Raw genomic sequence first — 14,266 nt, forward strand, 5'->3', positions numbered from 1 at the left:
GTTACTCGGTTTTGTCGAAGTCGGTTGTGCGCAAGGGCAATTCACCAGCGGCGACGGCGTCGACGGCCTGCTGGTCGAGCTCGAAGAGCTCGCGCAGCGCCTCGGCGTAGCTGTCGCCGCCCGGTGCACTGGCGAGTTGTTTGACCCGCACGGTCGGCGCGTGCAGCAGCTTGTCGACCACCCGCCGCACGGTCTTGGCGACCTCGGCGCGGTGCGCGGCGTTCAGTTCGGGCAGCCGGTTGTCGAGGCGCAGCAACTCGGCTTCGACGACGTCGGCGGCCCGCTGTCGCAGCGCGGTGACGGTCGGGGTGACCTCGGACATACGCTGCCCGGCCAGGTAGTTGGCAACCTCGGCGGCGACGATCGTGCGGGCGGCTTCGGCGTCGGAGGCCGCGGCGCGCGCCGACGGCTCGCGCTGGATGCGCTCCATGTCGACGACGTAGACGCCGGGCAGACCGGAGATCGACGGGTCGACGTCGCGCGGCATGCCGAGGTCGCAGATCACCAGCTGGTCGGGGTGCCTGCGGCCGGCCAGCCCGCGGTGCGCGTCGGCCAACGAGACCACCGGCCGCACCGCGCCGGTGCACGAAATCACGACGTGGGCGTTGCCGAGCACGCCGGCCATGTGGTCGAGCGGATAGGCCTCGGCGACGACGCCCTGGTCGCGGACATGCTGGGCCAGTAGCCGGGCCCGCTCCAGCGACCGGTTCACCACGTGCACGCTGTCGATGCCGGCGCGGATCAGGTGTTTAGCCGTGAGCGAACCCATCGAGCCGGCGCCGACCACGACCGCGGTGCGTCCGGCCAACGAGCCGAGCTTGCTTTCGGCGATGCCCAGCGCCACCGACACCACCGACGTCCCGGCGGCGTCGATGCCGGTCTCGGAGTGCACCCGCTTACCGACCGAAAGCGCGCGTTGCGACAGCTCGTGCAGGGTGCGGCCGACGCTGTGGTTGGCCTCCGCGGCGGCGTACGCGCGGCGGACCTGCCCGAGCACCTGCTGTTCGCCGATCACGGCCGAATCCAGGCCGCTGGCCACCGCGAACAGATGCTCGACGGCGGCTTCGGCGTAGCGCACGTAGGCGTATTTGGTCAGGTCGCCCAGCGACATGCCGGAATGCTCGGAGAGCACCTGTCCGATGGCCGACAGGCCGCCGTGGAACGCGTCGACGACGGCGTAGACCTCGACCCGGTTGCAGGTGGACAGCACCATGGCTTCGGTCACCAACTCGGACTGCAGCACCTGGTCGACGATCTTTGCCTGGTCGGCCTCGTCGGTGCTCAGTTGCTCGAGGACCGACACCGGCGCACTGCGGTGCGAAACACCGAAAAGCAATACGCTCACGGCCGCATCACCATGTCATCCAAGGTAGTCGGTGAACACTTAGGTAACCAAATTTCGCGACTTCTGCTGGGAAACTGTGTTCACCTGGCTAGGTCGGTGCGCAGCCGGGGTTCGTCGACCTCCCAGTAGCTGTGCTCGCTGCCGTCGAGCAGCACCACGGGAAGCCGGTCGCCGAACTCCGCCCGCAACGCGGCATCCCCGGCGGCCGCGGCGGCGTCGACGTCGGTGATCGTCAGCGTGAAGCCCAGCTCGTCGGCCAGCCGGCGCAGCTGGGCGGCCGCCCCGTCGCAGATCACACAGCCGTCCCGTGTCAGCAGCTCCACCCGCCGGTCCATATCGCAAGTATCGCCGCCAGGTGACTTAGGGTTGAAACCGTGTCCGAGTCCGGTCGCATCGATACGGAACAGCTGGCGGGTCCGTCGACGCCCGAAGCGCAGCAAGCTGCCGGTGAAGCCAGCGCCAAAGCGGCCGTCACGGAGCTGGCCGGCGAGGAGTACGGCGCTCCGCCGCCACCGCCGCCCGACCTGACCGCCGCGGCGTTCTTCGACGTGGACAACACGTTGGTGCACGGGTCGTCGATGGTGCACTTCGCCCGCGGGCTGGCCGCACGCAAGTACTTCACCTACGGCGATATCGCGAAGTTCATCTACGCGCAGGCCAAGTTTCAGCTCATCGGCCGGGAGAACAGCGATGACGTCGCCGCGGGCAAACGCAAAGCGCTGGCGTTCATCGAGGGCCGGCCCACCGCCGAACTGGAGGCGCTCGGCGAGGAGATCTACGACGAGATCATCGCCGACAAGATCTGGCCGGGCACCCGCGCGCTGGCGCAAATGCACCTCGACGCCGGCCAGCAGGTGTGGCTGGTCACCGCGACGCCGTATGAGCTGGCCGCCACGATCGCGCGGCGGCTGGGGCTGACCGGGGCGCTGGGCACCGTCGCCGAATCGGTCGACGGGGTGTTCACCGGCAGGCTGGTCGGCGACATCCTGCACGGCACCGGCAAGGCGCACGCGGTGCGGTCGCTGGCCATCCGCGAGGGGCTCAACCTGAGGCGCTGTACGGCCTACTCGGACAGCTTCAACGACGTGCCGATGCTGTCGCTGGTCGGCACGGCCGTGGCCATCAACCCCGACGCCGATCTTCGCGAGCTGGCCCGCGAACGGGGTTGGGAGATCCGTGATTTCCGCACCGCCCGCAAGGCCGCGCGCATCGGTGTGCCGTCAGCGCTGGCACTCGGCGCGGCCGGCGGTGCGCTGGCCGCCATCGCGTCGCGGCGCCAAGAGCGCTGATAGGCTCGCGCGTCATGGCCATCGCCGAGAACATCATCGGGACTCACTACCGCTACCCCGATTACTTCGAGGTGGACCGGGAGAAGATCCGTGAGTTCGCCAAGGCGGTCAAAGACGAACATCCGGCGCACTATTCGGAGGACGCCGCCGAGGAGTGCGGCTACGACGCGTTGATCGCCTCGCTGACTTTCCTGGCGGTCGCCGGCCGGCGGGTGCAGCTGGAGATCTTCAACCAGTTCGACATTCCGATCAACATGGAGCGGATGCTGCACCGCGACCAGAAGCTGACCTTTCACCGGCCCATCGTCGCCGGCGACAAGCTGTACTTCGACTCGTACCTCGATTCGGTGACCGAGTCGCACGGCGCGGTGGTGACCGAGGTCCGCGGCGAGGTGACCGACGCCGAGGGCAAGCCGGTGATCACCAGCGTCATCACCGTGATGGGCGAGGCCGCCTCGGACACCGAGGCCGACGAAGTCAGCGCGAAGATCGCCGCGGCCCGCGACGAGGCCATCAAGAACATGATCGCCAACCAAAAAAGCTGATCCGCGAGCGGGCGCTAACTGCCCGTCGGCCTAACCGAAGAACATGTTGCGGCGGTTGGCCAGCAGCTGATACAGCGTCTGCTGGATGGTTTCGCGCACGTGGTCGGTCAGCTCGAAGGTGACCATCGGATCGTCGGGGGCCGACTCGTCGTAGTCGGCGGTCTCGATCGGCTCGCCGAACTGGATGTGCCACTTCGACGGCAGCGGCACCATCCCCGCCGGCCCGGCCAACGGGAAGAACGGGGTGATCGGGAAGTACGGCAGCCCGAGCAGGCGGGCCAGCAGCTTGACGTCGGCGATCATCGGATAGATCTCCTCGGAGCCGACGATCGAGCACGGCACGATGGGCGCCTTGGCGCGAAGTGCCGACGAGACGAACCCGCCGCGGCCGAACCGCTGCAGTTTGTAGCGGTCCTTGAAGTGCTTGCCCAGGCCTTTGTAGCCCTCCGGGAACACGGCGGTGAGCTCGCCGGCGGCCAGCAGCCGGTGGGCGTCGGCGGTGCAGGCCATCGTGTGGCCGGCCTTGCGCGCGGCGTGGCCCAGCACCGGCAGGTCGAACACCATGTCGGCGGCCAGCAGGCGCAGATCGCGGTTGGTCGGATGGTGATCGTGCACCGCCACCGACGCCATCAGCCCGTCGAACGGCAGCACGCCCGCGTGGTTGGCGACCACCAGCGCCGGCCCGGAGATCGGCAGGTTTTCGATCCCGCTGACCTCAACCCGGAACCAGGACTTGAAGAACACCCGCATCAGCGGCAGAAACAGCGCGTCGTTGAGATGGGAGTCGAAGCCGAACTCGTCGACGTTGTAGTCACCGGTCATCCGCTTGCGGATGAATTCAGCGACGTCGGCGATGCGCTTGGCGAGTTCGTTGGGGGCCTGCTCGCTGCCGGGCGCCTCCCCGCGATGCTCGTTGATCTCGTGGATGACGGCCGCGATCTGCTCGGCCGATGCATTGCCGGGCGGATCGGAGAGCACCGAGGGATGTCGACGACGAGCGCCTTCAGCCCGCGCAGCAGTTCGCCGCTGCGCCGCTGCACGACTCGGATTCTTGTGCAGCGGAATGACTTTCGCCTTCGGCTCGCCCGCCACGCTCGTTACCTTCTCCCACCGGATGTAAAGTTTTGCGACTACCTTCCCCACCGTTGCGCCGCTGCCACGGCTTTACTCTCCATTGAGCGTACCCAGCCGGGGTCGACGATCGGGGTCAAGCCTCGACCCCGGACGTAATCGTCAAAGGCCTCCGCGGTCGTCCATTTTGGGCTGAAGCCGAGGTCAGTTCGCATCCGCGAGGTGTCCATGACCCTGCCGTAGCTCAGATAGTTCAATTGCTCGCGATCTAGCTCAGTGTAGCGAGTTGCGCGCCACACCGAATCCACCGCGGCCAGCGCCAGCCGGGGCAGCGGCAGCGGTATCCGGCCGGCCCGCCGGATCGCCTGGCTCATCATGACGATCCCGGGGGCGCCGATGTTGAATGTGCCCGGCTTACCGGCCATCGTGGCCCGCTCCAGCGCGCCGAGCGCGTCCTGCTCGTGCAGCAGCTGCAGCCGCGCGTCGTGCCCGGCCACCGTCGGCACCACGGGCCCGGCGAGGTAGCGCGACAGCGCGGTGTCCATCGCGGGCCCGATCATGTTGGCCAGCCGCAGGATCGTGACCGTGATGTCGGTTCTGCGCCGGCCCAGACCCCGCACGTAGCCCTCGATGTCGATGCTGTCGCGGGCGAACCCGTCACGCGGTGGTCGGCGGGCGCTGGTGTCCTCGGTGAACATCACCGGGTCGTGCGCGCTGGCGCCGTAGACCTCCGACGTCGACTTGAGGATCACCCGGCGCAGCGACGGTGCCTTCTGGCAGGCGGCGAACAGCTGGATCGCGCCCATCACGTTGAGTTCCTTGAGCGTGGCCCGGCCCGAGCGCGGGGCGTAGGACGCCGCGGCCGCGTGCACCACGGTGTCGACGTCGCCGTTGCGTATCACCTTGGCGATGAACGGGTTACGGATGTCGGCGCGCACGAACTCCGCGCGGCCCATCCGGCGCAGCAGGTCCTTGCTCGGCGCGACCGCGTCGACGGCAATGACGTGGTTGATCAGCGGGTTCTGCGCCAGCCTGGCGGTCAGGTACCCGCCGAGGAACCGGCACGCCCCGGTGACCAGTACGACCTTCGGATAGTGCGCGCTGTCGCGTGCATCAGACCCGTCGACGTGCCCAGCGGAACGACCCTCGGAATCCATATCGGGTCAGCCTAGCGAGGCCGGGCGAAAGTTACTTGCCGAGCTTTCTGCGCTGCACCCGGGTGCGACGAAGCAGCTTACGGTGCTTCTTCTTCGACATCCGCTTGCGCCGCTTCTTGATGACTGAACCCATGAACTCCGCTACCTAGAGGTGTTTTACCTTGACCCCGTTACCTTACCGGGACTACCTCGGTGAACGGAAAACGGCTCCGTCAGCAGACCGGCTCACGGCCGGTCGGGCAGCCCGCGTCGCCGCGTGCGCGACGCGGGCCCGTCCTGGCGAGCTAACCGGCGTCGAAGTACGAGCTCTCCAGCATGTCGTGGACAGCCTTGGCGTGCACCCGGAACGAGCGGCCGACCCGCACGGCGGGCAGCTCTCCGTTGTGCACCAGCCGGTACACCGTCATCTTGCTGACCCTCATCAGGCTGGCCACTTCGGCGACGGTGAGAAATTGAGCTCGTGGCGGTTGGCTGTCGGCGGAGCCGGTTTCGCGTGCCGACTTGCCACTAGCCGAATCCCGCGCCGATGGCCCGTTCATAGACGTCATCGCAACCCAATCCAGTTCTGCACAGGCCGTTCCAGCGGCTTCCCCACCGCTGGCACACCGACCTGTGCTTACAACCAGGAGAATAGCGTGGCTTGTGGGGTTACTGCGACGGGTGTGGGTTAATCGACCAGAATTAATTGAATTACTGAGATGTAATTCCTAGCTGCTCAGAGCGGGTTTTTGCGGCTTCCACGGCGTTGGCCACCGCCGCCCGCAAACCTCCCTTTTCGAGTTCCCGCAGACCAGCGGCGGTGGTGCCGCCGGGCGAGGTAACGGTCGCGCGCAGCTGCGCGGCCGAGGTATCGGTGGCCGGACCGCCTGCGGCCGCGGACTGGTCGAGCCGATCCAGCAACATCGCGGCCGACCCGGCCATGGTCTGCACGACCAGCTCGGTGGCCACCGCACGCGGCAACCCCGCGTCAACGCCGGCGTCCACCATCGCCTCGACCATCAGGAAGAAATACGCCGGCCCCGAGCCCGACAACGCGGTGACCGCGTCCAGTTGCGACTCCGGCACGGTCAGCACACCACCGACCGCGTCGAAGATCGACGCCACCTCCTTGAGTTGGGCTGCGGTCGCGAACCGGCCTGGCGCCAGCGCGCTCACCCCGCCGCCGACGACCACCGGCGCGTTGGGCATCACCCGGATCACCGGCGCACCGGCGGGCAGCTTGTTCTCGAAGAACGCCGTGGTCACCCCGGCCGCCACCGTGACGAAAACCTGTTCGGCCGTGTCGCTGTCGGCCTGCGCCGCGGCCTCGCCGATCTCGGCGACCAGACCTTCGACGTCGAACGGCTTCACCGCGACGATCACGTACTCGGCGGTGTCCACAGCGTCGGCGACCGACGTCACCAGCACCGAGTGCTTGTCGGCCAGGTACTTCGCGCGGTCAGGGTCCTTTTCGGCCACCACCAGATCCTTGACCTGTCGTCCGGCGCGCAGCAGCCCGGACAGCAGCGCCTCACCCATGCCTCCGCCGCCGACGATCGCGATTCTCGCCATGCCGCAAAGCATGGCAGATGCGGGTCGGGCTATTCGCCCGGCACCAGCGCGAGTTGCCGGGTCTGCACCACGATGTGGCCCTCGCTGTCGACGACGATGTGGTCTTCGTCGAACCAGTCCTGGCCGATCTGCACCGTCGTGCACATCACGCGCAGCCAGCCGTCGGCAGGAAGGGTGCGCAGGTAGGCCGTCAACTGCACCGTCGGCGCCCACCCGAACCGGTTGACGCCGAACGTGACCGGGGCGGACACGTCGCCGCACAGCAGCGCGAACAGCACATCCGGCGCGGTGCCCTTGGGCCGCACCCAGTACTCGATGATCGGCGGTCCGCCGTCGGTGCGGGGCTCAAAGCTGGTCAGCGAGGGCCGGATGTCACAGCCGCGGGCCAGGTGCACGATGTCGGCCATCGGATGGCCGGGGCCGATCGGTTCCAGGCCCGGCGGCGGTTCGGGCTGCATCAACGGGATGACCGGGTTGACCGACAGCAGGGGCGGGACGTGGTGTTCGGGGACACCGAGCGTCACCGCCGCACGCACGGCGGTCCGGTCGCCCTGGTTGAGTTCCACGTCGATCAGGCTGATCCGGCGACCGCGTTTGCGCACGGTGGTGACCAGCCGCAACGGCCCGGGGTCGGGCGCCCACAAGAAGTTGCCCGAGATCGCGATCGGCTCGACGCCCGGCCCGAACTCGGTGCGCGCCGCGTTGGCGCACAACGCCAGCATCGCGCCGCCGTGCACCTTGGGCCCGATCGTCCAGTGCTCGTTGAGCTCACCGTCATAGACACCGTCACCGACCGCGGTGAGCGCCATCGCGTCGGTGAACAGGGTGGAGCCAGCCATATGCGGTTTTCCTCCGTCAGCGGGAATGTCAGCGCAGCAGGTGCGCGCGGGCGAACTGCAGCGACTCCGTCAGCAGCGCTTCACGCTCGGCGGCGGTGCGCGCGCCCGACGTGGTCACCTCAAGGATCACATGCCCGGTGAAGTCGCTGGCCGCCAGCATCTCGCAGATCTCGACGGTGGGCTGGGTGCCGTGGCCGGGCACCAGATGCTCGTCGGTGGAGGCGCCGCTGCCGTCACACAGGTGCAGGTGCACCAACCCGTCACCCATCCGGCGGGCCATGTCGACGGCGTCGGTGCCCGCGGTGGCCGTGTGGGACAGATCCAGCGTGTAGTGGGCGTGGTTACCGTCCAGCGGGTCGTAGGACGGCGCGAACGCCGAGATGCCGGGTCCGGGCCTACCGCCGCGTTTGCGCATCCGCTCGATCGACGTCTGGCCGGCGCCGAAGAACCGGTCGGCGCGGAACGGGAACATGTTCTCGACCGCGACCAGCACGTCGCTGGACGCCTCGAGTTCGGCGACCTGCTCGGCGAAGCCCTCGGCGTAGCGGCGCTGCCAGCGAAACGGCGGGTGCACGACGACGGTCTGGGCGCCCAGATCCTCGGCGGCGCGCACGCTGCGCTCCAGTTTGGGGATTGGGTTGGCGCCCCACACCCGCTGCGAGATCAGCAGGCACGGCGCGTGCACCGACAACACCGGCACCCCGTAGCGCTGCGACAACCGCTCGATGGCTGCAACATCTTGGCTGACCGTTTCGGCCCACACCATCAGCTCGACACCGTCGTAGCCGAGCCGTGCGGCGTACTCGAACGCGGCCTCGGTCCTCAGCGGATAGACCGAGGCCGTCGACAGACCGACCTTGATGGCAGGGCGCACAGGTTATCGGCCGGCGCCTAACCCGACTGCAACAGTGCCAGCGGGCCGAGCGTGACCAGGGCGCCGACGGCCACCGCGATGAGCGTGCTGCCGATGTCCTCGGTCTTGCGCACCACCCGCACACCCACGACGAGGCCGAGGATCACCAGCACCGACAGCATCAGCGCGACGATGTTGTTCCACTTCCACAGCTGGTCGAAGGCGATGAACAGACCCGCGCCGAACGCGACCGCGATGACGCACTGCCCGACCACCCAGGCCGCGCGCAGGATCGACGACATCCGGCTGCCCGCGGGGGCCGGCTGGGCCTCGTCGGCCTCGTCGGCCTCGTCTTCCTCGTGGTCGTCGAGGTCGATGTCTTCGGGGCCGGGGCGCGTACCGCGCCGGGCGATATCGTCGGCGACCGTCTGGCCGCCGAACAGCGGTCCGGCCGTGGCGCGCAGGTACGACGGCAGCTCGTCGTCATCGTCCTCGTCGACGTCGGTTTCGGCGTGTTCGGTCGGTGCGTCGGCGTCGTCCTGATCGGTCTCGGTGTCGGCCCAGCCGACGACCGGGTCGGGGCTCATCTGCTCGGCGCCCACCTCGTCGGTCGGCTGGCTCGACGCGGGACGCCGCGGCGGCGCGAAGAAGTCCAGGTCGTCGTCTTGTTCGCGGTGTTCGACGTAGGCGGCGTAGTCGGCGACCGCGTCGGCGTAATCGTCGTCGACGTCCTCGTCGGTGGCGGTGTCCTCGGCGATAGCCTCTTCGGCGTCGGCTTCGGCTTCGGCTTCGGCTTCGACGTCGGCTTCGGCGACGTCGGTGTCCTCGGCGGTTTCCGTCTCGACCGCTTCGTCGACGGCGCCGTCCTGGTCGGGGCGGATGATCGGGATCTCACCGGTCAACTCGGCGACCGTGATCGAACCGGTGTCGCCGCGGCGGCGCCTGCGCCGGCCACCCAGGGGTGGGGCACCGATGGTGCCGTTGCGCGCGAGCAACTCCGCAACCGAGATCGGTCGCGTGTTGCTGCTGCTGTCGTCTGGTCCTGTCATCGTCTGTCGCCTCTGGGCCTCGTCACCTATCGTCCAACATGGTGTCCGGACGTTTCCAGTGTGGTCGGACTGTCGCTCCCGTTGGCTTCGCTGTCGAGTTTCCGCAGAATAAGCCCTTCTCGCAACGCCCACGGGCAGATGTCCACGGTCTCCACAGCAAGCGCGTTCATGCTTGCCTCGGCCACTAGCGCCCCGGCCACGATCTGCGGCGCCCGGTCGCTGCTCACCCCTTCCAACTCCGCTCGGTCAGCAGCGGTCATCCTAGAGATGAAAGCTATGAGCTGCCTAAGGCCGGTCGCGGTGAGGGTTCTTTTCACCCTCGGCCCTGCTCCCGAGGGTGCCGCTCCGGTCAGCCGGGCCAGCGAGCGAAACGTCTTGGAGGTGGCCACGGCCAGGTCGGGGGCCCCGGCCTTGAGCACTTCGGCGCCGGCGTCGGCGAGCTCGGTGGCCAGCCAGTCGCGCAGCATCGCGACCCGGCGCCGGCCCGGCGGATCGTCAGGCAACCACTCGCGGGTCAGCCGCCCCGCGCCCAGCGGCAGCGACAGCGCCACGTCGGGTTCCTCGTCGACGCCGTTGCACAGCTCCAGCGACCCGCCGCCGATGTCGATGTTGACGATGCGTCCGGCGCTCCAGCCGTACCAGCGGCGCACGGCCAGAAACGTCAGCCGCGCCTCCTCGACACCGCCCAGCACCTTGAGCTCCACCCCGGTTTCGGCGTGCACCCGCGCGAGCACCGCTTCGGAGTTGGTGGCGTCGCGCACCGCGGAGGTGGCGAACGCCATCAGCTCCGCGCAGCCGGAGCTGGTCGCGATCCTGGCGAACTCGTCGACGGTGCGGACCAGCTTGTCGGCGCACCTGCGGGTCAGGTTGCCGGAGCCGTCCATCGCCTCGGCGAGCCGCAACGATGCCTTGGTCGAGCTCATCGGCGTCGGATGGCCACCACGGCGGGCGTCCACCACCAGAAGGTGAACGGTATTGCTGCCCACGTCGAGCACGCCTAATCGCACCCACCCAACTTAATCGGTCTACCGTTGGATACGTGACTGGCGCGCACCCCGGAGAGGTCGAACTTGATTTCGCCCGTGAGTGGGTCGAGTTCTACGACCCCGACAACGTTGAGCATCTGATCGCCGCCGATATGACGTGGCTGTTGTCGCGGTGGACGTGTGTGTTCGGCACGCCCGCGTGCAAGGGCACGGTGGAAGGCCGGCCCGACGACGGGTGTTGTTCGCACGGTGCGTTTTTGTCCGACGACGACGACCGCGCCCGCCTCGACGACGCCGTCAAACAGCTCACCGACGAGGACTGGCAGTACCGGGACAAGGGGTTGGGCAAGAAGGGTTACCTCGAGGACGACGAGTACGACGGCGAACCCAATCTGCGCACCCGAAAGTACAAGGGCGCCTGCATCTTCCTGAACCGGCCGGGTTTCCCGGGCGGCATCGGCTGTGCACTGCACAGCAAGGCGCTGAAGCTGGGTGTGGAGCCGTTGACGATGAAGCCCGACGTGTGCTGGCAGCTGCCGATCCGGCGGGTGCAGGAGTGGGTGGAGCTGCCGGACGGCAAGGAGATCCTCAAGACCTGGATCACCGAATACGACCGCCGCGGCTGGGGTGAGGGCGGCGCCGACCTGCACTGGTACTGCACCGGTGACCCGAACGCGCACGTCGGCGCCCGACCGGTGTGGGAGTCCTACGCACCCGAGCTGACCGAACTGCTCGGTGAGAAGGCCTACGCCGAGCTGGCCGCGATGTGCAAGCGGCGCAGCGCATTAGGACTCATCGCGGTCCATCCTGCGACCCGCGCTGCCGAGTAACGTCTAGCCCTCGAGCTTGTAGCCGAGGCCGCGTACCGTGACCAGATGAACGGGGTTGGCGGGGTCGGCCTCGATCTTGGAGCGCAGTCGTTTCACATGCACGTCAAGGGTTTTGGTGTCGCCGACATAGTCCGCGCCCCACACCCGGTCGATGAGCTGGCCGCGGGTGAGCACCCGGCCGCTATTGCGCAGCAGATACTCCAGGAGGTCAAATTCCTTGAGCGGCAACATGACCGTCTCGCCGTTGACGGTGACCACGTGCCGTTCCACGTCCATCCGCACCGGACCGGCTTCCAGCACCCTTTCACCGACACCGGGATCGTCGGCCTCGGCGCCGCGGCGCAGCACCGCCCGGATGCGGGCGATCAACTCACGCGCCGAATACGGTTTGGTGACGTAGTCGTCGGCGCCGATCTCGAGGCCGACAACCTTGTCGATCTCGCTGTCGCGGGCCGTCACCATGATGACGGGAACACTTGAGCGCAAACGTAGTTGCCGGCACACGTCGGTTCCACTCATCCCCGGCAGCATCAGGTCGAGCAGGACGATGTCGGCACCGGCCCGCTCGAACTCGGCCAGCGCCGAGGGTCCGTCGGTCACCACGGTGGCTTCAAAGCCCTCCTTGCGGAGCAGAAAGGCCAGGGGATCAGCCAAGGACTCCTCGTCCTCCACGATCAACACGCTGGTCATATCGTCTCGTTGGTCCTCTCGTCTTCGTGATCGGGATAGGCCGGAATCGACAGCGTGAACGTCGATCCCGTGCCTGGTTGGCTCCACAGCCGGATGGATCCGTTGTGGTTGGCGGCGACATGTTTGACGATGGCAAGCCCGAGCCCGGTGCCGCCGGTAGCCCTCGAACGTGCCTTGTCGACCCGGAAGAAGCGTTCGAAGACCCGCTCCTGGTCGTCGCGGTCGATGCCGATACCGCGGTCGGTGACCGCGATCTCGATGTTGTCCCCACGCAGGCGCCGGCTAATCGACACCGATGATCCGTTGGGCGAGTAGGCGATTGCGTTGGCAACCAGGTTGGCGAGCGCGGTGACCAGCAGCGGCTGATCGCCGAGCACCCGGTACCCGGTCGGGGCGTCGGTGGTGATCGCGATGTCGGCGTTGTCGGCAACCACCTTGTAACGCGAAAGTGCCTCCGACACCACGGTGTCCACGTCGACGGCTTCCAGATCCGGCAGCCGTTCAGCGCCCTGCAGCCGCGACAGTTCGATCAGCTCGCCGACCATGTTGCCCAGCCGGTTCGACTCGGTGAGCATCTTCTCGGCGAAATGGCGTGCGGTTTCAGGGTCGTCGGCCGATGCCAACAGCGCCTCGGCGAGCACGCTCATCGCGCCGACGGGTGTCTTGAGTTCGTGGCTGACGTTGGCAACGAAATCCCGGCGGGTGGCCTCCATCCGGGCGTGCTCGGACTGGTCGTCGACGTACACCACGGCGAACCGGCGGTCCTCCTCGGTCAGCAGTCGCACATGGCCGCGGATGGACTGCGCCGTCCGTCCCGGCGCGCTGCGTCGACGCGGCGACAGGTCGACCTCGACATCTTCCCCCGTGGTCAGCGTGCGCTGCGCGGCCAGCCACGTTCGGTCGTCGAGCAGCCGGTCGGTGACCAGGCCCAGCTGGCGTGCCCGGTCGTTGGTGTAGACGACGTCACGGAAGGTGTCGACCACGACGATGCCCACCGGAGACTGCGAGATCACGTGTTCGAGCATCTGCGAGACGGTGATGCCGGCTTGCTGGGCGGCCCTGCGGCGTCGACGCTCCACCAGGCGGGGAGCAAAGCCCGCCCCGAGCCCGACACCGATCACCAGCGCGAGCAACGCCACCGCGCCAAGCAGTAGCGCCGATACGACACTCACGCGAGAAGCGTACGCATTCGGTGAGCGTCATCCCAGCAGCGTGCGCCGTAACCGGGATAAGTCACACAGCAAATCTCAGGTATTCGACTGCTGTTCACCCGGTGTTCGCCCGAATCGGCCGCTCGGCAGACTATTTGGCGCCTTGGGCGGCGACGGCGGCCGCACCGGCCGCGGCGGCTTCGGGATCGAGGTACTGCCCGCCGATGACGGTCGGCTTGAGGTCGGAGTCCAGGTCGTAGCGCAGCGGGATCCCGGTGGGGATGTTGAGGCCGACGATCTCCTCGTCGGACATCCCGTCGAGGTGCTTGACCAGCGCGCGCAGCGAGTTGCCGTGCGCGGCGATCAGCACGGTCTTACCTGCGCGCAGATCGGGTTCGATCACCTCGGTGTAGTACGGCACGAAGCGTTCCACGACGTCTTTGAGGCATTCGGTGCGCGGCGGGCCGCCGGGGATGTCGGCGTAGCGCGGGTCGCCGTCTTCGCTGTAGGTGCTGCCCGGTTCGATCGGCGGCGGCGGGGTGTCATAGCCGCGCCGCCACGTCATGAACTGCTCTTCGCCGTACTTGTCCTTGGTCTCGGCCTTGTCCAGGCCCTGCAGCGCGCCGTAGTGGCGTTCGTTGAGTCGCCAGTCGCGGTGCACCGGGATCCAGTGCCGGTCGGCCGTGTCCAGCGCGATGTTCGCGGTGCTGATCGCGCGGCGCAGCAGCGAGGTGTAGAGCACGTCGGGCTGGCGGTCCAGCTCCTTCATCAGCTCGCCGGCGCGCACGGCTTCGGCGCGCCCCTTGTCGGTCAGGTCGACGTCGACCCACCCGGTGAACAGGTTTTTGGCGTTCCAGTCACTTTCGCCGTGGCGCAGCAGGATGAGCGTGGAGTTTCCCATGGCGAAGAG

At 67.9% G+C, this 14,266-nt stretch carries 17 protein-coding genes; 3 read left to right on the forward strand and 14 right to left on the reverse strand.

Annotation, left to right across the window (positions count from 1 at the left end; translation table 11 throughout):
- Window position 1 precedes the first annotated feature (1 nt).
- Entirely contained in the window at window positions 2–1,345 is a 1,344-nt protein-coding gene (locus tag ABQE93_RS00470; RefSeq protein ID WP_448405298.1) for a glutamyl-tRNA reductase, read from the reverse strand.
- Between the two features lie 80 nt (window positions 1,346–1,425).
- A complete protein-coding gene (locus ABQE93_RS00475; protein WP_448405299.1) occupies window positions 1,426–1,680 on the reverse strand; it encodes a glutaredoxin family protein in 255 nt (84 codons plus the stop codon).
- A gap of 39 nt (window positions 1,681–1,719) precedes the next feature.
- Between ABQE93_RS00475 and ABQE93_RS00480 the strand changes: the two genes are divergently transcribed.
- Both ABQE93_RS00480 and ABQE93_RS00485 read left to right on the forward strand, forming a co-directional pair.
- Entirely contained in the window at window positions 1,720–2,634 is a 915-nt protein-coding gene (locus ABQE93_RS00480; protein ID WP_448392276.1) for an HAD family hydrolase, read from the forward strand.
- 14 nt (window positions 2,635–2,648) lie between these two features.
- Window positions 2,649–3,179 (forward strand): FAS1-like dehydratase domain-containing protein, encoded by a 531-nt coding sequence (locus ABQE93_RS00485; protein ID WP_448405300.1) that lies wholly within the window; start codon window positions 2,649–2,651, stop codon window positions 3,177–3,179.
- Window positions 3,180–3,209: 30 nt separating this feature from the next.
- Here ABQE93_RS00485 and ABQE93_RS00490 read toward each other — a convergent pair whose 3' ends face one another.
- The 9 genes from ABQE93_RS00490 to ABQE93_RS00530 all read right to left on the reverse strand — a co-directional run bounded on the left by ABQE93_RS00490 (window position 3,210) and on the right by ABQE93_RS00530 (window position 10,706).
- Window positions 3,210–4,271 (reverse strand): lysophospholipid acyltransferase family protein, encoded by a 1,062-nt coding sequence (locus tag ABQE93_RS00490; RefSeq protein WP_448405301.1) that lies wholly within the window; start codon window positions 4,269–4,271, stop codon window positions 3,210–3,212.
- A 38-nt stretch (window positions 4,272–4,309) separates the two neighbouring features.
- Entirely contained in the window at window positions 4,310–5,407 is a 1,098-nt protein-coding gene (locus ABQE93_RS00495; RefSeq protein ID WP_448405302.1) for an SDR family oxidoreductase, read from the reverse strand.
- A gap of 31 nt (window positions 5,408–5,438) precedes the next feature.
- Complete coding sequence (locus ABQE93_RS00500) at window positions 5,439–5,540, reverse strand: 30S ribosomal protein bS22 (protein ID WP_003402602.1); 102 nt, start codon at window positions 5,538–5,540, stop codon at window positions 5,439–5,441.
- Between the two features lie 151 nt (window positions 5,541–5,691).
- The gene (locus tag ABQE93_RS00505; protein WP_427059206.1) at window positions 5,692–5,955 is read right to left on the reverse strand and encodes a helix-turn-helix domain-containing protein; all 264 of its coding nucleotides are present in this window, start codon (window positions 5,953–5,955) and stop codon (window positions 5,692–5,694) included.
- A 142-nt stretch (window positions 5,956–6,097) separates the two neighbouring features.
- Window positions 6,098–6,958 (reverse strand): pyrroline-5-carboxylate reductase, encoded by an 861-nt coding sequence (gene proC / locus ABQE93_RS00510; protein WP_448405303.1) that lies wholly within the window; start codon window positions 6,956–6,958, stop codon window positions 6,098–6,100.
- Window positions 6,959–6,987: 29 nt separating this feature from the next.
- Entirely contained in the window at window positions 6,988–7,797 is an 810-nt protein-coding gene (locus ABQE93_RS00515) for a thioesterase family protein (RefSeq protein ID WP_448405304.1), read from the reverse strand.
- 28 nt (window positions 7,798–7,825) lie between these two features.
- Window positions 7,826–8,671, reverse strand: a complete 846-nt coding sequence (locus ABQE93_RS00520; protein ID WP_448405305.1) for a sugar phosphate isomerase/epimerase family protein — start codon at window positions 8,669–8,671, stop codon at window positions 7,826–7,828.
- A gap of 17 nt (window positions 8,672–8,688) precedes the next feature.
- Window positions 8,689–9,699 carry an Rv0497 family membrane protein gene (locus ABQE93_RS00525; RefSeq protein WP_448405306.1) on the reverse strand — a complete coding sequence of 337 codons (1,011 nt, stop codon included), beginning with the start codon at window positions 9,697–9,699 and terminating at the stop codon, window positions 8,689–8,691.
- 26 nt (window positions 9,700–9,725) lie between these two features.
- Window positions 9,726–10,706, reverse strand: a complete 981-nt coding sequence (locus ABQE93_RS00530) for a Ppx/GppA family phosphatase (RefSeq protein ID WP_448405307.1) — start codon at window positions 10,704–10,706, stop codon at window positions 9,726–9,728.
- A 32-nt stretch (window positions 10,707–10,738) separates the two neighbouring features.
- Here ABQE93_RS00530 and ABQE93_RS00535 point away from each other — a divergent pair, with 32 nt between their 5' ends.
- Complete coding sequence (locus ABQE93_RS00535) at window positions 10,739–11,515, forward strand: DUF3109 family protein (protein ID WP_448405308.1); 777 nt, start codon at window positions 10,739–10,741, stop codon at window positions 11,513–11,515.
- Window positions 11,516–11,518: 3 nt separating this feature from the next.
- Here the strand turns inward: ABQE93_RS00535 and ABQE93_RS00540 are convergent, their stop codons facing one another.
- From ABQE93_RS00540 to ABQE93_RS00550, 3 genes are all read right to left on the reverse strand, one after another.
- Window positions 11,519–12,205: a winged helix-turn-helix domain-containing protein gene (locus ABQE93_RS00540; protein ID WP_448405309.1), complete on the reverse strand. Its 687-nt coding sequence runs from the start codon at window positions 12,203–12,205 to the stop codon at window positions 11,519–11,521.
- Window positions 12,202–13,377: a sensor histidine kinase gene (locus tag ABQE93_RS00545; protein ID WP_448405310.1), complete on the reverse strand. Its 1,176-nt coding sequence runs from the start codon at window positions 13,375–13,377 to the stop codon at window positions 12,202–12,204. Before ABQE93_RS00545 ends, ABQE93_RS00540 begins: the two co-directional genes overlap by 4 nt.
- A gap of 130 nt (window positions 13,378–13,507) precedes the next feature.
- Complete coding sequence (locus ABQE93_RS00550; RefSeq protein ID WP_448405311.1) at window positions 13,508–14,257, reverse strand: phosphoglyceromutase; 750 nt, start codon at window positions 14,255–14,257, stop codon at window positions 13,508–13,510.
- Window positions 14,258–14,266: the final 9 nt, after the last annotated feature.

Source organism: Mycolicibacterium sp. XJ662 (genome assembly GCF_053484035.1).